This is a genomic window from Rathayibacter sp. KR2-224 (assembly GCF_049446075.1).
In the GTDB taxonomy this organism is placed as follows: domain Bacteria; phylum Actinomycetota; class Actinomycetes; order Actinomycetales; family Microbacteriaceae; genus Humibacter.
In genome coordinates this window covers 2,267,620-2,285,045 of sequence record NZ_JBMSEB010000001.1, presented here as the reverse complement: position 1 = coordinate 2,285,045, position 17,426 = coordinate 2,267,620, and the positions used below count along the sequence as shown (strand labels likewise).

The window sequence follows — 17,426 nt, the reverse complement described above, 5'->3', positions numbered from 1 at the left end:
CGACAGGGCTGAAAGGGCGTCGGTAGCCCACCGGCTTGCAGCGGGGCGTGCGCGCAATCCGGTTGCCACATCGCGCTGACGAACTCCCAACCGAGCGGGTACCGGGCGTGATTTCTCGCGACCTCTGCACCAATCGGTAGCTAGGTGGGATGCTTGGCGCATGAGCGCGATGCCTGTCAGTCGCATGGGCAAGTAGGCACTGCCCGGAGGACATGAGTCGGGTGGCCGGGGCCGCTTCTTCTCCCATCGCACCCTGAAGAGAAGGGCACGAGAAATGACTGAAGGAACCAAAGACGACCCGTGGCAACTCACCACAGCCCCTGGGTCATCGAACTACGTCATGTATATCGACGGCGATGAACTCGTCTGCCAGGTCGGGTCGACCCAGCTGAAGTACCAGGCACGCGCGATTGATGATCTGCACGCGTGGCTGACCGAACAAGGCGATTGGGTACCCCCCGGCGCTGCCGATGAACTAAAGCCGGCCGCCGATGGCACGGTCGAAGCCTGGGGCCGCTCAGAGTCCAACCCGGTCGGAGGCTGGTACGGGCTCCGCAAGGGATACCGCGGCCGTTTCGGAATGTACCTGCCACCCCTGCTCGAGAAACTCGGTCGGGCCGAGCTCACCCACACACCTCGCAACAACACCATCCGCGCCCTCTGAAGCGTCGTACTTGTCACCCGGGTGAGGGAATTCCCGGAGTGCCCGTGAAAAGCCGATCCGGCGGTCCTCCGTCGGATGAGCACCAGCAAAGGATGCTTGGGAGCGCCATTACGGCGATGGCATCTCGACGAGCGGCCGCAGTTCAGCGATGAGCGCGCGAGCGCTTTCGATCCGGTCTATGCCGAGGCGGTCACCGTGTTCGTTCGCCCACGCTGCTTGTCGTGCATTAATCGTGTCCAGAACCTGACGCCCTCCGGTCGTCAGCGAGAGCAGCTTCGCACGCCGATGCCGCGGGTTGTGGCTGAAGGCGGCAAGTCCCTCGTCGACAAGCAGATCGGCAACGCGCTGCACCGGTTGGCGGGCCATCCCGCGTAGCCGGCCGACTTGGGCGACTGTCTGCGGATGCTCGGCCACCGCGTCCAGCACCAACCAGCGCGCGAGTGTCTGTCCGCCGGACCCGGCGATCCTCTCACCGGCAGCGGTCACGAAGTGGCCAAGCATGGCCACCTCGACCACGAACGATGTGAAGACCTCGCCGGCCTCGGTACGCGGCATTCGAACTCCATTTCGTATTGACACCATGATGTCATAGCGATCAGACTAGCAGTGACACCATGATGTCAAAAATGCCGAGGAGGTCCCATGTCTGACCAGAGCCTTAGTCCACAAGCTGCAACCGCGGACACGCAGTCCGATATCCGAGCAACCGCGCCGGAAGACACGACGGTGATCGAGCCGTTCACGATGCATGTCCCGGAATCCGACCTGCAAGACCTGCGCCGTCGGCTCGAGCAGACCCGCTGGCCCGATGAACTGCCCGACAGCGGGTGGGACTACGGCGTGCCGCTCGCGTACGTCCGTGGTCTCGTCGACTACTGGCAAAGCGGCTACGACTGGCGTGACCAGGAGAAGGTCTTCAACGACTACCCTCAGTTCCTCACCACGATCGACGGTCAGCGAATCCACTTCCTGCACATCCGATCTCCGCACAAGGGCGCGTTGCCGCTGCTGCTTCTGCATGGCTGGCCCGGCTCGATCTCCGAATTCCTCGACGTGATCGGCCCGCTCTGCGACCCGACGGCGCACGGTGGCGACGCGAGCGATGCGTTCCACCTGGTGATCCCCTCGCTGCCCGGGTTCGGTTTCTCCGGACCCACTCACGACAAGGGATGGGATGCCGCGCGCACGGCGCGTGCGTTCGCCGTGCTCATGGAGCGCCTGGGCTACGAGCGATACGGCGTGCAGGGCGGTGACATGGGCGCGTTGATCGGACCTGAACTGGCTCACGCCGATCCCGACCACCTGGCTGGAGTTCACCTCAACGCGGCCACCGTCGGCTTCATCCCATGGGGCGAGGTTCCCGAGTCAGAGCTGGCCACCTACACCGACGTGGAGAAGGGACGGCTCGACATGCTGAAAGAGTTCATGGCGAGCGGAAACGCGTACTTCAACATCCAGGCCAGTCGTCCCCAGATGATCGGCTACGCGCTGACGGACTCACCTGTTGGCCAGCTGACCTGGATCGTCGACAGGATGGCCGCTTGGGTGCACGGCGCGATCGACGAAGCGTTGAGCCCTGACCGGATCCTCACAAACGTGATGTTCTACTGGCTTACCCGCACGGCGACCTCGTCCGCTCGGATGTATTACGAGAACATGCACGCCCAACCCGACTGGGGCAGGTCACGGTCCAGTGTGCCGGTGGGCGTTGCGGCATTCGCCGAGGACATCGCGATCCGACGATACGGCGAGCAAGGTCTCAACATCACGCACTGGAGCGACTTCGACGATGGCGGTCACTTCGCCGCGATGGAGCGCCCTCAATTGCTCGTCAACGATGTGCGGAGCTTCTTCGGCAGCGTCCGCTGACCGTCGTCGCTAGGGGCGCCCACGGTGTCCGATTGCAGCTTCAGCTCCGTGACATCGTCAGCGTGGATGGCCACAGCTTTCGCGTCTGCCGATGAAGTGCACCCTGGCACGAAGGCCGGAGGGTGTGTCAGGGCGTCAAAGCTAAGAAGCTGAGCCCGTTGGTCGCCTCGGCGCGTGCGAGTGCAGTGGCAGGGTCATCGAGGCCGACCGTGCTCACGTCGAGCGGGTCGAGGTCTAAGACGCCGGCCTCGATCTGGCGCCAGACCGAGAATATTGATTCGTTGGATGTCATCCAGGACCCGCGCAGTGTGATCCGGCGACGCATCAGGTCGCCGTACGGGATCGGAAGAGTCTGGCGCACCCCGCCGAGGAGCACCATGGTGCCGTCGGGACGAAGCACGTCGAATCCTGCCATCGTGAGGTCGGCGCTCGGCGTGGGGCCGAGTGCGTCGATGGTCACGTCGGCGTCGCCATTGAGTGCCTTCGTAATAGCAGCGGCGTCTTCCGTGCGGTCGCCCACCGACTGGACCGGCCGGACGCGGGCGTCGAGGGCCGCCAGACGGGCGAGGCTCCCTGCGTTCCGCCCTACCGCGGCGATGGTGCCCGCTCCACGGGCGAGTGCGAGCAGCACAGCCGCTCCGCCGAGTTGCCCGCTGGCCCCTGCCACGACCAAGCGGTCGCCGGGTCTCAATCCGCTCCGTTCCACTGCCCCGGCCGCGATACTCAGCCAGGGCAGGAACGCGAGCCTGGCCAGGTCACGGTACCGCTCCGCGCCGGGGAGAGCGACGAGTGTTGATGCCGGCATGAGCGCTCGTTCCGCGAACGTGCCCGTGCGCCATACTCGCCGCATGCCGTCGGTGGCAGGCGAGGGATGCCCACGTCCGCCGATTCCGGTCCACCCAAGAAGCACCTCCTCCGGTTCGGCGACGCGTCCAGTCGCGAGGAAACCGGTACTCAGAGCGAGCTCGCCCGGTCGCACGGTGTGGACGTCCTCGGCGACGGCCTCGACTCGTCCGATTCCGCCGATTCCCAGCACCGTTGGTGTCGCGATGCCGCCGCGGCCGCCCATGGTCAGCGCCCGGGTGTACGCCGGTACCTGCACGGCGAGCATCCGTAAGACTGCTCCGCCGCTGCGGAGCTGCGGGTCCGGCACCTCTTCGAGTTCGAGTGGGCTTCCGAGTGAGTCAAGGGTCCATGCCTTCATCCCCCTAGCCTGAGCGGCCTCCAGAGTGGTATCCATAGCGGTCCTATGCTGGTATCAGCGCTGCCAGGAGGTGCACGATGACCGAGATGATTGGTGAACGGCGACGCGAACTCGGCTTGTTCCTCCGAGCGCGACGGGAACGCACCTCACCTGCGGATGTCGGCCTCCCCGGGTCTGGCAGACGACGCACTCCCGGGCTGCGCCGCGAGGAGCTGGCCACGCTCGCCGGCATCAGCACGACCTGGTACACCTTTCTCGAGCAGGGCAGGCAGGTCCGCCCCTCCGATCAGGTGCTGACGGCAATCGCGAATGCGCTGCGGCTCGATGAGGCAGAGCGGGCGCATCTTCTGGCCATCGCTGCCGGTGGCACCGTTCCCGTCACGGATGTCGAGTACATCGCCCCGGAGGTAGCAGAGGTACCCAGGATGCTCGAACCCCACCCTGCGTACATCACCGGCAGTAGCTACGACCTGCTCGCGTTCAACGAGTCGGCAGCCGTGTTGTTTGCCGGCGCCTTTGACGGCCCTCATCCGAACCTCGCTCGGTGGGTCTTCCTCGAGCCGATCGCACGCGAAATCCTCCCGGACTGGACGATAGTCGCGCAGGGGCTCCTCGCGCGGCTTCGAGCCAACGCGGGCAAGCATCCAGGATCGCCGCGCTTCGAACGTCTCGAGCACGAGCTCCGCACCGCGAGTGTCGAAGCAGACACGTGGTGGCCACGCTACGACATCGCATCGAGCCGGACAGGAGTCAAGCGTGTGCGCACGCCGTCTGGCGGCGAACAGCTCATGACGCACACGTCGTTCCACGTGACCGACCAGCCCGAGCAGATACTGACCGTCTACCGGCGAACCTGATCCCCGCCAGTGAGTTACGAAAGGCACATGGTTGCGGCACCTGCGTATACGATCCAGCCCGCGAGAACGCACGTGAGGGCAACGCTTGCGACTGCGATAGCCGCGGAAGGCGAGGCGCTGAGGTGCCTCAGTCGACGGTCGGCCACGGACACCGTGCCACAGACGAAGATGACCAGTGAAACGACCGGCACGGCCACCACGACTACCTGCTCGAATGCGCACATCGCTGGGACCGATGGTCCACTGCTTTCAGTGAAGGAGCCGGCTTCGAACCAGATCGCGGTGGCACCCACGAGCCCGAGTAGGAAGGTGACGCCGAGAAGGAGAAGCGACGCGATGAGGTCGGCGCTACCGGCCGTGCGACCGGCCTCCTCAACCGGTCGTGGCATCCGCGAGTCTTCTGGCGCGTGATTCGGGCACTCCCAGCATGAGCAGGCTCGTCATCGACGCCCCGCGCACGCCGGGAGCCCCACGCGACATGTCGTTGTCCGCTACCGCGAAAACGGCGGCGAGGGCGAGCTGGCTCAGAATGTCGGCGGGCAGGTGCCGTCCGAACGTTTCGCTGTCTTGACCTCGTTGCACGAGGTCGGCAAGTGCCGTGTCAACCGGCCCCAGCAGGGAGTGGATCTCGTCCCCGTACTCGCCGCGTCGGAGCGCCAATAGCACTCGGTAACGATGCGCCACCGGCCACAGGTGCGCGACGAAATCCGCCCACACCACGTCGGCAGCGCTATCGGAGACGTCGACGTCGGTCAGCACCGCCGCGATCTCGCCGACCGCCCGTTGCGTAAGTGCGTGCACGAGGTCGGCGCGGGACGGGAAGTAGCCGTAGACGGTACGGCGAACCACCCCGCCTGCGGCGGCGATGTCGGCCATGCCGGCGTCGGGGCTGGAACCGAGTACCTCGAGGGCGGCGTCGAGAATGCGGTCCCGCGTGTCCTTCATCGCGCGATTCCGCGCGGAGCCATTGTGCACAACCCCATGGTTGCACACACATGTGCAAGGGCGTACGCTGCACATCCGTGTGCATTGCACACGAGTGTGCAATCCGTGGCATCGATAGCAACCGTTCAGGAGAACCAAGCCATGGCCGAACCAACCGCCGCAGCATCCGACCTTGTCCGTCCATTCCGGGTCGCTATTTCGGACTCCGAGATCGCGGAACTCAAACAGCGGCTGGCCCGGACTCGCTGGCCCGCTCCGGAAACCGTCGCGGACTGGTCACAAGGGGTCCGTGTGGAGAACGCCAAGTCGCTCGTCACGTACTGGGAGCGACAGTACGACTGGCGCCGATTCGAGTCGGAGCTCAATCGCTTCCCTCAGTTCTTGACCACGATCGATGGGCTCGATGTCCACTTCATTCACGTCAAGTCCAAGAATCCGGGCGCGCTGCCGCTGATCTTGACGCACGGATGGCCGAGCACGATCGCGGACTTTCTGGGCCTGATCGGTCCGCTCACCGACCCGGGCGCGTTCGGAGGCGACGTCGACGATTCCTTCGACGTGGTCATCCCATCGCTTCCGGGATTCGGATTCTCGGGAAAGCCGACCGAGACGGGCTGGACGGTTTCCCGAATTGCCGCCGCATGGGCGGAGCTGATGAAGCGCCTTGGCTACGGGAAATGGGTCGCTCAGGGCGGTGATTGGGGTTCGGTGGTGACCACCGAGCTCGGGGCCATGCGTCCAGACGGCCTCCTCGGGATTCACGTGAACACTCCCTACGCTTTTCCGCCACGCATACCCGAGACGTTGTCTCCCGAAGAGCAATACGCTGTCGATGGGCTCGCCCGCTACACCGGCGAACTCGGAGGATCGAATCACATTCAGGGCACGAAGCCGGAGACGGTCGGATTCGCACTGGCCGACTCCCCGGCCGGCCAAGCGGCCTGGATCTACGAGAAGTTCCAATCCAAGACAGACAATCGAGGTCTCGCTGAAGAGGCGCTCGCGATCGATGACATGCTGAACGCGATATCGCTCTACTGGTTCACCAACAGTGCCGCGTCATCCGCCCGCATCTACTGGGAGAACCGGACAGCCACCATGGCGGGGCCGAAGCTCACGCTTCCGGTCGCAGTGACCGTGTTCCCCCGAGACATTCCACGCTTGCCGCGAAGCTGGATCGAATCGACCTACAACGACCTGATCCACTACGGCGAGGCCGACAGAGGCGGGCACTTCGCGGCGCTCGAGCAACCCGACATCCTGATCAACGAAATCCGCACAGGGCTGAAGAGCCTTCGTTCCTAGAGACGGCTGCTACCAGCGGACCCGGGACTACGCTCGGCACGAGCAGTGCCCAGAGCCGACAAAAGAAGCCAACCGTGAAAGCCAATCGTTCCATCCCGCCGGTCACAGTCATCCCGGTGCTCACCTATCCCGATGTGGCTGCAGCCGCGGCGTGGCTGACGTCGGCGTTCGGCGCGGTCGAGCGTGTGCGCATCGGGAACGGCCATCGCGCGCAGATGAGTATCGGGGGCGGAGCGTTCGTCGTCGCAGAGGCAAGCGGTACACGGCATCCGCCACGCCATGGCGAGCCAGGGCCGGTAGGGATCATGGTTCGTGTTGAGGATGCCCTGGCACACTGCGCGCGTGCACGTGCGGCGGGCGCTGCCATCGTCGAGGAGCCGACCGACCATATGTACGGCGAGCGACAGTACAGTGCCGCGGACCTCGCCGGCTATCGCTGGACATTCACCGAGTCGATCGCCGACGTCGCTCCTGAGGAGTATGGCTCCAGGACAGTCGAGCCTTGGCGCCACGACGAGACGCCGACGACTGCCACGGAACTCCCGGAGAGCTGAGGTCGGAAGGTCGCGGACGGGCCATTTGACCCTGCTTGCCGGTTCTCGTCGCGTTTGCCGGGATGCCACGATGCAGGATGAGTGAATGAAGCTGACGCTCGACCTTCACGACATCTACAACCGGGGCGGCGACATCGATCGCGCACTCCGCGCGGTCATCGCGGAGGCCGTCGCGAAGAAGGCTCCGCTTGTGGAGATCATCCCGTAAGGGATCGGGCGCTCTGAAGAAGCGCGTACTGCGCTTCCTCGACCAGCCGGAGATCAAGGCGCAGTATCACCGGGTCGAAAAGGACTCGAAGAACTTCGGCCGGGTATTCGTGCATTTCCGGTGGAAATGACGCAACGATCGCTACGAGACCGGAAGCTGCGCGAGTACGGATGCCCGCATCATCTCGAGCGGGCGGATGCTGCGTTCTGCCCGGCCCAAGATCACCGCACCTTCTGCAGACGCGATCATGATGGGCGCCAGACGCTCGGCGTCGGCTCTTGACACTCCGACTCTGGTCAGCGTATCGACGAGGAGTTGCTCCTGTCCGACGAAGACTGCAGCAGCGCGATCACGTGGCTCAGTGGATTCACCCGCGACGACGACGGCGGTGATTGCGCATCCGGCATCGAAATCCGATCGCGTGAGCACCGCAGCCCAGATGTCGAACCATCGGTTCACGAGCTCGACCGGCGTCGCGGGCGAGGTCTCAGCGAGGAGTTCGCGCATCCGTCGGTCGGACAATTCGATCGCGCACTCCACCAGCTCGTCTTTCCCGCCCGGAAAGTAGTGATAGATCGAACCGCGAGGCGCTCCGGTAAGCGCGAGGACGCGCGGAATCGCCGCAGCCGCAGGTCCGCCGCCAGCCAGTAGACGCTCGGCGCCCGTGATCATCGTGTCCCGCACCGCAGCAGATCTGCGGCGGTTGGTCGCGGCCTTCTCGGTCATGGCTTCGATTCTATGCTCAAGGGTATATGTTATGCAGCATAGCCTAGAAGAAGGAACAAACGATGACCACTCCACTGTCGATCGACGTCTACGTCGCCCCGATGCGCCCATTCGCCGGCGCCCCCGCATCCGCCGAGGGCGACGAACCGATGTGGTCTCCGATGAGTGCCACTCTGATCTCGGGAGAGACGGAGGCGGTCTTGGTCGACACCCTCGTCACCTTCGATCAGGTCGACGCGCTTTCCGATTGGATCGAGGCTCACGGCAAGAAGCTCGTCGCGATCTACGCCACGCACGGGCACGCCGACCACTGGATCGGCTTGGCTCGTTTGCTCGAAAGGTTTCCGGAGGCGCGGGGCGTCGCAACGCCGGAGGTGGTTGCTCGCGCAGAGTTCGAGAGCACCAACCCAGCCGTATCGACCTATTGGCAGACGATCTTCCCTGGCGAAGTCCCCGATCGACCGGTTCTGCCGCAGCCTCTTGCAGACGACGTGATCGACCTGGAAGGCTCCGAACTCCGCGTTGTCCGCGTCGGGCAGGGAGACACCGAGTTCTCCACAGTGCTGCACGTGCCAACGATCGACGCGGTCGTCGCCGGCGACGTGATCTACAACGCCGTGCACATCATGACTGCGGAAACGGGACCGGCTGAGCGCGACCAATGGCTGGCGAGCCTGGAGGCGATCGCTGCCCTCAACCCACGAATCGTTGTCGCCGGGCACAAGCGGCCCGGAAACGAGGACGGGCCGGAAACGATCGAGCAGACGCGTCAGTATCTGCGCGACTTCAGCGACATCGTGCGCGACGAAGTGGATCCAGCGGCCATCGTGGCGCGGATGCTCGAGCTGCATGGCGACCGCGACAACCCGCGTACCCTCTGGCACTCCGCTCGTGCCGCCGCCGCCCGAAAGGCCGGGTGAACCGACCCGGCAGGTGACCTTCCTATTGCCGTCGCACGACGTGGAAGGTGTCGATCCGGATCGCCCTCGGTTGCCTACGGTCGAGCGGCATGCGGCACCTCCCGAGCCAGCAGGATTGCAACCGCGGCGAGGAGGCTGCCCGTGATGCGTCGTTGTGGCGAGGAATGGTTCGCGAACACGGGGTGGCAGCCGGCGGCGGAGGACTTCGGTGAACTGTTCTACTCCGACATCGAGGAGCGTGAGGACGCGTCGGTGTTCGAGCGCCGTCAGTCGAGTACCCCTGGGTCCCAGCCGTGGCCGCTGGTTGAGTTGCCGAAGGTGCCGACTCGAGCGGTCGTCTTCACCGAGGACCGGTTCTTCCCTCCCGAATTCATGCGACGTGTCATCCGCGACCGGCTCGGAGTCGACGCCGACGAGGTGCCGGGAGGACACATGGCGATGATCTCCAGGCCGGACGAACTCACGTCGTTCCTCGTGTCGTGCTCGTAGCGGCGGTACCGGCTGAGAACCGAATGGCGTCCTCGGTCGTCACCAAGAGTGTCATCGAGCGGATGCTGCACTCTGAGGTCCACAGACCCGTCGCTATCCGACGACGTTCGGCTGGTCCAAAATCCAGAGCCAGGTTCCATCGGCTTGGCGTCGCGCGACCTCGGCCGTGGCGCCGCCGTGGAACCGAGTCGAGGTCAGGGCAAGGTCGCCATGGCGGAGGAGTACCTGGCGCACCTCGCCGCTGAACTGGGGTCGGTTCGCGAGCAATCTTTCGTACAGTCGCCGGATTGCTGCGCTCCCCGTCGACGTTTGCCCAGGCGGCGATTCGATGACGGCCGTTGGCTCATACAAGGCGACCACGCCGTCGACGTCACCGGCGTTCGCACGGATGAGGAACATCCTTCCGAGGGCTTCGGGATCGGTGGCGGTCTCTCGTTGGTTTGGCTCAGGCATGATTGGCACCTCCACGGCGGACCGGAAACGTTGGCCTTTTGGGTCATGTTCACGCGCGCCACCGACAGGAAGGGTCAGCCAGTACTGAGGAGGCCCCAGTCCGTAACTGCAGCCTGGTGCTCAGATCACGCCGTGAGGTCTGCGGCGAGTTCCGACAGCCGGTCCTCGCGTGACTCTTCGTGCCCTGTGATGGTGACCACGGCGTTGCCGTTGATGACCACGAATTGGCCGTATCTCCCCTCGAATCGCCAAGCGTCGCCAGGGCCGGCCCAGGTCGCGATCCCGTAGCGGTCCATTGGAGGCGCGCTGCCCGTGGAGACCCAGGATGCGTGCATGGAATCGACCCACTCAGGCGAAACGAGGGTACGGCCATTCCACGTCCCTCGGTCCAGGAGCACGCGGCCGATGCGAGCCAGCTCTTCCGTGCGAAGCTCAAGCCCGGTGCCGCCGATGATGAAACCGAGTGGGCAACGGTGCCACTGGGGGTTGTCGATCTCGAGCGGCTGGAAAAGCCGCGGCAGCAGCCAGTCGCGAACGTCCCCGACGACTGTCGCGAGCATCCTCATGGCCACGTAAGTGCTCACGTCGGAGTATTGGAATCGGCGGCCAGCGGACGGGCGGGAGAGCATCTCGGCGGCCAGATCCGGCCAGGGGGCAGGCTCGTGCCCGAACCACCGGAAGTCGATCCCGCTGGTCATCGTGAGCAGATGTCTCAGAGTGACCTGTTCGGATCCGGCTCCGAACGGGATGTCTGTGAACACGTCGTCGACACGGAGGTCGAGGGTGATGAGGCCCTCGTCGATCGCCATTCCGGTGGCGAGCGCGCACACCCCCTTCGACACCGAGTACAGGTTCTCCCGGTCGTCGCTGCGCCAGCGGTGGGATGCGGTTTCGTCGCCCACACGGATGTGCACGCCGTACACCCAACCCTTCCGAATCGACCGCGGACACGAACCGTTCGAGGATGTCCTCGGCAGAGGTCATGAGAGTCCCTTCTCCATGGAGCGGCGCGACCCCAATTACTGAGACTTGGGGTACGCGACGACCCTAGGGGCTGCGTCGCAAGCTTGGTCGCGTACGCCAAGTCTCGCTGACAGTCTGCACGTCGCAAGGCACGCTCACGCTAGCCAAGGGAGCCGCTGTGCCCTCTTCGCAGCCCTAGACGGCGGCGGGCCGCCGCTGTTCCGAGGGAATGACGATCCACATCACCAGGTATGCAATGAACTGCGGCCCAGGCAACAGGCACGACAGCAGGAACAGCACACGAACAGTGAGAGGCCGCAGGCCGAAACGACGAGCGAGCCCGGCGCACACGCCGGCAATGACGCGGCCTTCGAGCGGCCGTTGAAGAGTATGCATGCATCCAGTCTTCTTCGGGTCTGCTCGCGCCACCATCGGGGAAACCCCCGAGCAGACCCGTATGTTTTCCCGAGACCCCGGCTGACTTCGGAGCTCGCTAATGCGACTGGATAATTGAAGTCATGGATCAAGGACGAGCGCCCCATGGCGACCGCGTGCTTGAAACCAGCCGCCTGCTGTTGCGGCCGCAGCAGGTGCCCGACGCCGAAGTCTTTCGCCAACTGTGGCTCGAGCGCGACCCACGCGTGCCGCCGCACCGCCGCATAACGCCTGACGGGCGTCCGACCTTGGAAGACATCGAGTCCCAGATCCTTCAAGATGACGGATGCCCCTCGCCCGGCCTCCTCGCCGTCGAGCTGAGGAACACCGGACAGGTGATCGGCTATTGCGGCTTGATCTCCAATAAGTACGGGCAACCGGATGAGCCGGAGCTCGCGTACGAGTTCCTCCGTGCGGTGTGGGGCCGCGGATACGCCACTGAATCCGCACGGACCGTTGTCGACCAAGCTCGAGCGATCGGGTACCAACGTCTATGGGCCACCGTGCGCGACTGGAACGTCGCGTCGCGGAGGGTGCTGGCGAAGAGCGGCTTTGTCGAGACCGGCCGTGTGGAGCCCGATCCTGTTCACGGCGACTCCCTGTTCACCGCGAAGGTGCTCTGAACCGACTTCCCGGCATCGCTCAGCTCGGCAGCGGCCGGAGTTTGAACATGAGGATGCCGAGGTACTTGTTCAACACCGCCTGTTTGTGCGGATACCGCCGGCGGGTTTCCTCGTCCATCTGGGGCTCGACGGCAGCCTCGATCCATAACCGTGCTGCGCTGAAGATGTTGAGCAGATCCGACATCGTGTACGGCCGCTTCGTCAGAGTGATTTCCTCGTTCCACCCCTTGTGCCGGTAGGAGAAGGAATCAGTCGCGAAGTACTCCTCGCCCAGCGAGGTTCCATTCTGTTCGGCCCGCTCAAGCGCATATCGGATCGGTTGCGTCCTGGTCAGCAGGATGAAGCCACCATCGGTGAGCAGCGCCCGTGCCGCTTCCAGCGCGGCGACGGCATCCTTCGCGTACCCGAAGGACTGCAGGAACAGGATCCGGTCGAACCGCCGCTCGGCCAGCCCTGGCACCGAGGCCAGGTCGGAAAGGTCGCCTTGGACAAGTTCCAGGCCCCGCGGTGGTGAAGCGATGAAGTTGCCACTGATATCCACCCCGACCGACGCCGCTGCCCCGTCCTCGCGGACCAGCTCGGCGACCTTGCCGCCGTTGCCGCAGCCGGCATCCAGCACCGACAGCCCGTTGACATCGCCCAGCAGTTCGCGCTGCGCCGGCCACTCGACAAGCCGATCCAGTGAATCCTCTCTGGCTCGTGCCTGTTCGTAGCCCGAAGCAAGATGCGCCCACGGTTGGCTCGAGTCGCCGCGGCTAGATCCGTCACGGCCGGCACCAGGTTGAGAATCGCGCGACGCCACGAACACAACCTAGTAGCGGCGGCTGAGGCGAAGTCGGCTCGCCAGATGGGGACAACCCGGGTGGACAACCGGCTAACGAGGATTCGGGCCTTCTCGCAGGATGCGGTCCGCCGCGTGTTCAGCGGACTCGTGCGCCGAGATCGGGCGCTCGGCGATGAACGAGAGCGGCTGCCATCCGTGATACCAGGCCCGCATCTCATCCGCGTCGAACTGATCGACTTTCGGGCGTGTGGCGTGTCGTCGAATGGTCTCTTCGAAGCTGAGGTCGAACGCGTAGAAGCGGGCATCCTCTGTGCGTTCCGCCACTCTGGCGAGGTAGCCCTCGTATCGGCGGGCATTGAAGATGCCGTCGAGCACGACGTGGTGACCGGCCTCGAGACAGTGCGTGGCTGCCGCCTCGATCAGGGCTGCATGAGCCATACCCTCTGTCCCCTGCTCCCGGAGTATCACCCGGTGGAAGTAGTCCTGCTCGAGTACCGCCGTCGGTCCGGGTAGCTTCCGTTGAAGCAACCGGGCTACCGTCGATTTCCCTGAACCGGAGTTGCCTCGGAGAACGATCAGCACTCCCGACACCCTAATAGTGTCCGGCGGGTGGATACGCTCGGGCTGTGTCGATCGCTGCGGAAGAGGTTCCTTTCATCATCGCCGCCGACGCCGGAGGCACTCACACCCGCGTAGCCTGCTTCGGGCTCGACGGTGCGCTCCTCGGGTTTGCACGTGGCAAAGGCGGCAGTCCGTTTCACAATGCGGATGCTGCGGGCAACGTCGCGGAGACGACCGTGCGCGCGTTGAACGATGCCGGCCTGGATGCCGCCGACGCCATCTGCTTGGTATCAGGGTTGGCGGGCATCAGCAGGCCCGGCTCGAACCAGGGAGACGGGAACAACGATTGGGCCGATGAGTTCTTCGGCGTCCCGTCGCTGGACTGCGAACGGATCATTCTCAACGACGCCGTCGTGGCTCACCGTGGCGCACTTCTCGGGCGGCCAGGAGTAATGGTGGTCGCCGGCACCGGTTCCATGATCATTGCAATGAACGAAGACGGCGCTGAGGTGGAAAGCGGGCAGTTCGAGCACTACGCCGGAGCTGCCCGACACCTGGCGTTCGAGGCCGTGCAGCAAATCCTCGTAGGCGCTGACGGCCCCGCAGACCGCGACTTCGTCGATGCCGTCCTGGACTACTGGAGCGCGCCCGACGTTCCAGGCCTGCGTCGCACACTGCTCGGCCTCGGAAGCACCGAGCCGATGGAAGTACGGCACCGCTATGGACGCCTTGCCCCTGAAGTCACTGCCGCGGCCGACACCTCACCCCTGGCCGATCGTGCGCTGCGCCACCTTGCGGAGAAGACCGCTCGCGGCATCCAGCTGCTCGCACCGCTCGTAGGGCAGAGCCCGGTCTCGGTGGCCACTACGGGCGGTCTGGCAACCACGCCGGCATTCACCTCACGGCTGAACGATGCCCTACGCGAGAGCCCGCTCATTCCGACAATGCTCGTCCCAGCCGAACTCGACGCACTGCGCGGTGCCGCCCTGATCGCATACCAGCACGCTGGGAGCGACATCCGCGACCAGAAGCTCATCGCCCGACTGAGGCAGAGCCAAGTCGCGGCAGCGTAGCGACCGGGCCGCGGGATCGAGTCGCGAGCACGAGCATCCCCGCCGAGAGCACCAGCGAGAGCAGCACCGGGATCACGGATGCTTCGATACCGAAGCTGCCGCCGGTGAGAATCGCCGGCCCGTGCGTGTGCGTCACGAAGAGGCCCGGCTCCCTGTGGCCGGAGACGGGGATGCCGAGCATCCCTTCGACGAAGTTCCAGGCGAAGTGGATGCCGACGACGAACGGGATGCTGCGGCGCCACGCGAAGCCCGCGCCCATGAGCACGCCCGCCTCGATGGCGATGGCCACCGAACTCCACACGTCGGCGCCTGGGTTGAAGAAGTGCGCGCCGCCGAAGAGGGCCGCGGTGACGAGGATGGCTACCCAGGTACCGCCCAGTCGCTCGATGGCCTGAAGGAGGAGGCCGCGGAACACGAGTTCCTCGGTGACGGCGGCACCGACAGTGACGACCACAGCAATCACGACCGTGCGGGTGGCGTCGACCGGATGCCAGTCGACGGTGTACGTGCCCAACAGCACGAGGATGCCGGCGGAAACGACGATGAAGACCGTGCCCACCGCGAGGCCGAAAAGCGTTTCACGGCCGAGCCTCCGATGCAGTTCGCCCACAGTGCGGCGGGCCAGCACCTTCATCACGAAGACGTAGACGCCGATCGAGAATGCCGCGCCGATCAGCGTGAAGGTCATCAGGCCGACATCGCCCATGTCGCTGCCGATTCCGACCAGCACGCCGTCGCCGATCACGATCAAAGCCGCGCCGATGAGCGCCCAGACCAGGGGGAAGGCGAGGATGCGCCGGACGATCCCGGGCCGTGCGTCGATTGTCATGGTGTCACTCCGATTCCGGGGCCGTTTTCGGCCCCACTTCGAAGCTAGAAACGGCACAGCGGCGCCGGGTCCCCCAAAGGTCGACAATCCGCCGCCTCACCGCTCAGTCGTCGACCAGCCCGGCACGATAGGCGTAGACCACAGCCTGGACTCGGTCGCGCAGACCGAGCTTCAGCAGCAGGCGTGAGACATAGGTCTTGACCGTCTCCCGCGTCACCACGAGCGCGTCCGCGATCTCGGCGTTCGAGCGTCCGTCCGGGAGAAGCCTGAGTACTTCCCGCTCGCGAGCCGTGAGTGTCGCTGCTGCGCGCTGGTCGGCCAGCGGCGGGCGGATGCGCGTTCCGAACTCGCCGATGAGCGCGCGCGTGGCCCCAGGGTCGATGAGCGCTTCCCCCCTGGCCACAGTGCGCACCGCGTCGAGCAGCTTCGCGGGCCGGGCATCCTTCAGCAGGAATCCGCTCGCCCCCGCACGCAACGCCTCGTACACGTAGGCGTCGAGATTGAACGTCGTCATGATCAGGATGCGCGGCGTCGCGTCGTGCTCGCCCGAAAGGATGCGTCGTGTCGCCTCGATGCCGTCGAGCCGCGGCATCCGGATGTCGAGGAGCGCCACGTCGGGCGTGGCTTCGGCGACGAGTTCGACGGCCTCGATGCCATCGGTGGCCACGCCGGCAACCTCGAGGTCGTGCTGCGCGCTCAATACGCGGGCGACACCCTCTCGGATGAGGGGCTGGTCGTCCGCGATCACGACCCGCGTTCGCGCGCTCACGAGCCCCACCGCACGCTCACGTGCCCCACCGCACGCTCACCACGAACTTCGACCGCCCGTGCGGCCCCGCCTCGAAGACCCCGCCCGCCTCTTCGACCCGCCGTGCCATGCCGGCTAGCCCTCGGCCTCCCGAACTCGCGCTCCCGCCGTTGCCCGTGGGGAGCGGGTTGGTGACCAGCAGCTCGAGCGGCGACACCCGAAGGCGCACCGACACCAGTTCACCTCGGGCATGCTTCATGGCGTTCGTCAGGGCTTCACGCGCGACACTGGTCAGGGCCACCGCCCGGTCGTCGTCAGGAAGGCGGGCTTCGGCTGGGGCGTCCAGATTGATCGGATACCCGGCATCCTGCAGCCTGCCCACCATCGCGACGATGTCGTACCCGGGTGGGCTCATCGTGGCCTCGCCGGTGAGCGTCTCCGGGTCGAGAGTGTCGAGAAGGGTTCGCAGTTCCGTGAGCGCGAGTCTTCCCGTCTCGCCGACAGCGGCGAACACGCGGTCCCGCTCAGCGGTGTCTGCACGGTCCAAGTACTGCGCTGATTCGGACTGCACGACCATGGCGGTCACATGGTGCGTCACCACGTCGTGCAGTTCGCGGGCGAGCACCGCCCGGTGAGCACGGACCGCATCGTCGGCCGCGCGCTGGACCCGCTCGGCGTGGGCTGCGTTACGCCATCGCATCGCCTCGCCGAGCGCCCAGGGCAACGCCAGCACTCCGGCGAAGGTGAACCAGTCGAGCAGCCGTTCGGGCGAACCTGCGAGGTGAAGGACGATGCAGAGCGCGGCGTAGACGATCGCGGCCGCGCCGGCGGTGAGCATCCGATTACGCCGCTGGTGTGCCGCGACCGTGTACAGAGCGACCAACACGGCGAGGCCGCCGAGCCCAGTGGATGCCCCGGTGATCTCGATAGCGACGAACGCGGCACCGACGATGGCGAGTGCGACCGTGGGCATGACGCGTCGAAGGGCAAGCGGAGCGACCTCGAGCACGGTCAGTGGCACTCCGACGATGGCCGGGACGCTCGGATGCAGCTCCCCCAGCTTGAGCGCCGGAATGCCGAGCGGTAGCAGAGAGATCACGAGGAGCACGAGTGCGCCGATAGCGTCCCGAACCTGAAACGGGAGCTTGTACCAGCTCGTGGCGACCTGCTCAGCGGTGCGTCGCAGCATGCCTTTCAGGCTAGGTGCTTCGTCGAA

The 17,426-nt window shown here is 65.4% G+C and carries 24 protein-coding genes; 11 read left to right on the top strand and 13 right to left on the bottom strand.

The window, feature by feature from the left end; all coding sequences use genetic code 11:
• The first annotated feature begins 274 nt into the window (after positions 1 to 274).
• Positions 275 to 664, top strand: coding sequence for a DUF6855 family protein (locus ACO2Q7_RS10470; RefSeq protein ID WP_423355548.1), 390 nt, complete (start codon positions 275 to 277; stop codon positions 662 to 664).
• 108 nt (positions 665 to 772) lie between these two features.
• On the opposite strand, the gene ACO2Q7_RS10465 is transcribed toward ACO2Q7_RS10470, so the two are convergent.
• Entirely contained in the window at positions 773 to 1,219 is a 447-nt protein-coding gene (locus ACO2Q7_RS10465) for a MarR family winged helix-turn-helix transcriptional regulator (RefSeq protein ID WP_423355547.1), read from the bottom strand.
• Positions 1,220 to 1,306: 87 nt separating this feature from the next.
• Between ACO2Q7_RS10465 and ACO2Q7_RS10460 the strand changes: the two genes are divergently transcribed.
• Positions 1,307 to 2,533 (top strand): alpha/beta fold hydrolase, encoded by a 1,227-nt coding sequence (locus ACO2Q7_RS10460; RefSeq protein WP_423355546.1) that lies wholly within the window; start codon positions 1,307 to 1,309, stop codon positions 2,531 to 2,533.
• Positions 2,534 to 2,660: 127 nt separating this feature from the next.
• On the opposite strand, the gene ACO2Q7_RS10455 is transcribed toward ACO2Q7_RS10460, so the two are convergent.
• Positions 2,661 to 3,737, bottom strand: coding sequence for a zinc-binding dehydrogenase (locus ACO2Q7_RS10455; RefSeq protein WP_423355545.1), 1,077 nt, complete (start codon positions 3,735 to 3,737; stop codon positions 2,661 to 2,663).
• Positions 3,738 to 3,814: 77 nt separating this feature from the next.
• On the opposite strand from ACO2Q7_RS10455, the gene ACO2Q7_RS10450 reads away from it, so the two are divergent.
• Positions 3,815 to 4,594 carry a helix-turn-helix transcriptional regulator gene (locus ACO2Q7_RS10450; RefSeq protein ID WP_423355544.1) on the top strand — a complete coding sequence of 260 codons (780 nt, stop codon included), beginning with the start codon at positions 3,815 to 3,817 and terminating at the stop codon, positions 4,592 to 4,594.
• Between the two features lie 14 nt (positions 4,595 to 4,608).
• On the opposite strand, the gene ACO2Q7_RS10445 is transcribed toward ACO2Q7_RS10450, so the two are convergent.
• Both ACO2Q7_RS10445 and ACO2Q7_RS10440 read right to left on the bottom strand, forming a co-directional pair.
• Entirely contained in the window at positions 4,609 to 4,983 is a 375-nt protein-coding gene (locus ACO2Q7_RS10445; protein WP_423355543.1) for a hypothetical protein, read from the bottom strand.
• On the bottom strand, positions 4,967 to 5,539 hold the full coding sequence (locus ACO2Q7_RS10440; RefSeq protein WP_423355542.1) for a TetR/AcrR family transcriptional regulator: 573 nt from the start codon (positions 5,537 to 5,539) through the stop codon (positions 4,967 to 4,969). The genes ACO2Q7_RS10445 and ACO2Q7_RS10440 overlap by 17 nt, the downstream gene beginning before the upstream one ends.
• 141 nt (positions 5,540 to 5,680) lie before the next feature.
• Between ACO2Q7_RS10440 and ACO2Q7_RS10435 the strand changes: the two genes are divergently transcribed.
• The 4 genes from ACO2Q7_RS10435 to ACO2Q7_RS10420 all read left to right on the top strand — a co-directional run bounded on the left by ACO2Q7_RS10435 (position 5,681) and on the right by ACO2Q7_RS10420 (position 7,736).
• A complete protein-coding gene (locus tag ACO2Q7_RS10435; RefSeq protein ID WP_423355541.1) occupies positions 5,681 to 6,844 on the top strand; it encodes an epoxide hydrolase family protein in 1,164 nt (387 codons plus the stop codon).
• Positions 6,845 to 6,918: 74 nt separating this feature from the next.
• Positions 6,919 to 7,398 carry a VOC family protein gene (locus tag ACO2Q7_RS10430; RefSeq protein WP_423355540.1) on the top strand — a complete coding sequence of 160 codons (480 nt, stop codon included), beginning with the start codon at positions 6,919 to 6,921 and terminating at the stop codon, positions 7,396 to 7,398.
• 85 nt (positions 7,399 to 7,483) lie between these two features.
• The gene (locus ACO2Q7_RS10425) at positions 7,484 to 7,606 is read left to right on the top strand and encodes a hypothetical protein (protein WP_423355539.1); all 123 of its coding nucleotides are present in this window, start codon (positions 7,484 to 7,486) and stop codon (positions 7,604 to 7,606) included.
• Positions 7,587 to 7,736, top strand: coding sequence for a Smr/MutS family protein (locus tag ACO2Q7_RS10420; RefSeq protein ID WP_423355538.1), 150 nt, complete (start codon positions 7,587 to 7,589; stop codon positions 7,734 to 7,736). Before ACO2Q7_RS10425 ends, ACO2Q7_RS10420 begins: the two co-directional genes overlap by 20 nt.
• Positions 7,737 to 7,747: 11 nt before the next feature.
• On the opposite strand, the gene ACO2Q7_RS10415 is transcribed toward ACO2Q7_RS10420, so the two are convergent.
• A complete protein-coding gene (locus ACO2Q7_RS10415) occupies positions 7,748 to 8,332 on the bottom strand; it encodes a TetR/AcrR family transcriptional regulator (RefSeq protein ID WP_423355537.1) in 585 nt (194 codons plus the stop codon).
• 62 nt (positions 8,333 to 8,394) lie between these two features.
• Between ACO2Q7_RS10415 and ACO2Q7_RS10410 the strand changes: the two genes are divergently transcribed.
• Both ACO2Q7_RS10410 and ACO2Q7_RS10405 read left to right on the top strand, forming a co-directional pair.
• The gene (locus ACO2Q7_RS10410; protein WP_423355536.1) at positions 8,395 to 9,252 is read left to right on the top strand and encodes an MBL fold metallo-hydrolase; all 858 of its coding nucleotides are present in this window, start codon (positions 8,395 to 8,397) and stop codon (positions 9,250 to 9,252) included.
• A gap of 24 nt (positions 9,253 to 9,276) precedes the next feature.
• A complete protein-coding gene (locus ACO2Q7_RS10405; protein ID WP_423356005.1) occupies positions 9,277 to 9,741 on the top strand; it encodes an alpha/beta fold hydrolase in 465 nt (154 codons plus the stop codon).
• Positions 9,742 to 9,834: 93 nt separating this feature from the next.
• On the opposite strand, the gene ACO2Q7_RS10400 is transcribed toward ACO2Q7_RS10405, so the two are convergent.
• The 3 genes from ACO2Q7_RS10400 to ACO2Q7_RS10390 form a co-directional block, all read right to left on the bottom strand.
• Complete coding sequence (locus ACO2Q7_RS10400; RefSeq protein ID WP_423355535.1) at positions 9,835 to 10,194, bottom strand: YybH family protein; 360 nt, start codon at positions 10,192 to 10,194, stop codon at positions 9,835 to 9,837.
• Between the two features lie 125 nt (positions 10,195 to 10,319).
• Complete coding sequence (locus ACO2Q7_RS10395) at positions 10,320 to 11,117, bottom strand: serine hydrolase domain-containing protein (RefSeq protein ID WP_423355534.1); 798 nt, start codon at positions 11,115 to 11,117, stop codon at positions 10,320 to 10,322.
• A gap of 235 nt (positions 11,118 to 11,352) precedes the next feature.
• The gene (locus ACO2Q7_RS10390; RefSeq protein ID WP_423355533.1) at positions 11,353 to 11,553 is read right to left on the bottom strand and encodes a PspC domain-containing protein; all 201 of its coding nucleotides are present in this window, start codon (positions 11,551 to 11,553) and stop codon (positions 11,353 to 11,355) included.
• Between the two features lie 122 nt (positions 11,554 to 11,675).
• Between ACO2Q7_RS10390 and ACO2Q7_RS10385 the strand changes: the two genes are divergently transcribed.
• Positions 11,676 to 12,215, top strand: coding sequence for a GNAT family N-acetyltransferase (locus ACO2Q7_RS10385; RefSeq protein ID WP_423355532.1), 540 nt, complete (start codon positions 11,676 to 11,678; stop codon positions 12,213 to 12,215).
• Positions 12,216 to 12,234: 19 nt separating this feature from the next.
• Here ACO2Q7_RS10385 and ACO2Q7_RS10380 read toward each other — a convergent pair whose 3' ends face one another.
• Complete coding sequence (locus tag ACO2Q7_RS10380) at positions 12,235 to 13,017, bottom strand: class I SAM-dependent methyltransferase (protein WP_423355531.1); 783 nt, start codon at positions 13,015 to 13,017, stop codon at positions 12,235 to 12,237.
• A 72-nt stretch (positions 13,018 to 13,089) separates the two neighbouring features.
• Complete coding sequence (locus ACO2Q7_RS10375; RefSeq protein WP_423355530.1) at positions 13,090 to 13,581, bottom strand: AAA family ATPase; 492 nt, start codon at positions 13,579 to 13,581, stop codon at positions 13,090 to 13,092.
• 44 nt (positions 13,582 to 13,625) lie between these two features.
• On the opposite strand from ACO2Q7_RS10375, the gene ACO2Q7_RS10370 reads away from it, so the two are divergent.
• A complete protein-coding gene (locus ACO2Q7_RS10370) occupies positions 13,626 to 14,633 on the top strand; it encodes a BadF/BadG/BcrA/BcrD ATPase family protein (protein ID WP_423355529.1) in 1,008 nt (335 codons plus the stop codon).
• Here ACO2Q7_RS10370 and ACO2Q7_RS10365 read toward each other — a convergent pair.
• The 3 genes from ACO2Q7_RS10365 to ACO2Q7_RS10355 all read right to left on the bottom strand — a co-directional run bounded on the left by ACO2Q7_RS10365 (position 14,593) and on the right by ACO2Q7_RS10355 (position 17,399).
• On the bottom strand, positions 14,593 to 15,462 hold the full coding sequence (locus tag ACO2Q7_RS10365; RefSeq protein ID WP_423355528.1) for a lysostaphin resistance A-like protein: 870 nt from the start codon (positions 15,460 to 15,462) through the stop codon (positions 14,593 to 14,595). The two genes, ACO2Q7_RS10370 and ACO2Q7_RS10365, sit on opposite strands and share 41 nt — an antisense overlap.
• Positions 15,463 to 15,565: 103 nt before the next feature.
• On the bottom strand, positions 15,566 to 16,231 hold the full coding sequence (locus tag ACO2Q7_RS10360) for a response regulator (RefSeq protein ID WP_423355527.1): 666 nt from the start codon (positions 16,229 to 16,231) through the stop codon (positions 15,566 to 15,568).
• Between the two features lie 16 nt (positions 16,232 to 16,247).
• Positions 16,248 to 17,399, bottom strand: a complete 1,152-nt coding sequence (locus ACO2Q7_RS10355) for a sensor histidine kinase (protein WP_423355526.1) — start codon at positions 17,397 to 17,399, stop codon at positions 16,248 to 16,250.
• Positions 17,400 to 17,426: the final 27 nt, after the last annotated feature.

What these genes read in the sequence shown, in the direction of transcription:
- ACO2Q7_RS10460 (WP_423355546.1), top strand. Translation starts at nt 1,307, where the DNA reads ATGTCTGACCAGAGCCTTAGTCCACAAGCTGCAACCGCGGACACGCAG.
- ACO2Q7_RS10465 (WP_423355547.1), bottom strand. Translation starts at nt 1,219, where the DNA reads ATGCCGCGTACCGAGGCCGGCGAGGTCTTCACATCGTTCGTGGTCGAG.
- ACO2Q7_RS10355 (WP_423355526.1), bottom strand. Translation starts at nt 17,399, where the DNA reads ATGCTGCGACGCACCGCTGAGCAGGTCGCCACGAGCTGGTACAAGCTC.
- ACO2Q7_RS10400 (WP_423355535.1), bottom strand. Translation starts at nt 10,194, where the DNA reads ATGCCTGAGCCAAACCAACGAGAGACCGCCACCGATCCCGAAGCCCTC.
- ACO2Q7_RS10450 (WP_423355544.1), top strand. Translation starts at nt 3,815, where the DNA reads ATGACCGAGATGATTGGTGAACGGCGACGCGAACTCGGCTTGTTCCTC.
- ACO2Q7_RS10385 (WP_423355532.1), top strand. Translation starts at nt 11,676, where the DNA reads ATGGATCAAGGACGAGCGCCCCATGGCGACCGCGTGCTTGAAACCAGC.
- ACO2Q7_RS10365 (WP_423355528.1), bottom strand. Translation starts at nt 15,462, where the DNA reads ATGACAATCGACGCACGGCCCGGGATCGTCCGGCGCATCCTCGCCTTC.
- ACO2Q7_RS10425 (WP_423355539.1), top strand. Translation starts at nt 7,484, where the DNA reads ATGAAGCTGACGCTCGACCTTCACGACATCTACAACCGGGGCGGCGAC.
- ACO2Q7_RS10435 (WP_423355541.1), top strand. Translation starts at nt 5,681, where the DNA reads ATGGCCGAACCAACCGCCGCAGCATCCGACCTTGTCCGTCCATTCCGG.
- ACO2Q7_RS10410 (WP_423355536.1), top strand. Translation starts at nt 8,395, where the DNA reads ATGACCACTCCACTGTCGATCGACGTCTACGTCGCCCCGATGCGCCCA.
- ACO2Q7_RS10455 (WP_423355545.1), bottom strand. Translation starts at nt 3,737, where the DNA reads ATGAAGGCATGGACCCTTGACTCACTCGGAAGCCCACTCGAACTCGAA.
- ACO2Q7_RS10415 (WP_423355537.1), bottom strand. Translation starts at nt 8,332, where the DNA reads ATGACCGAGAAGGCCGCGACCAACCGCCGCAGATCTGCTGCGGTGCGG.
- ACO2Q7_RS10470 (WP_423355548.1), top strand. Translation starts at nt 275, where the DNA reads ATGACTGAAGGAACCAAAGACGACCCGTGGCAACTCACCACAGCCCCT.
- ACO2Q7_RS10445 (WP_423355543.1), bottom strand. Translation starts at nt 4,983, where the DNA reads ATGCCACGACCGGTTGAGGAGGCCGGTCGCACGGCCGGTAGCGCCGAC.
- ACO2Q7_RS10390 (WP_423355533.1), bottom strand. Translation starts at nt 11,553, where the DNA reads ATGCATACTCTTCAACGGCCGCTCGAAGGCCGCGTCATTGCCGGCGTG.
- ACO2Q7_RS10440 (WP_423355542.1), bottom strand. Translation starts at nt 5,539, where the DNA reads ATGAAGGACACGCGGGACCGCATTCTCGACGCCGCCCTCGAGGTACTC.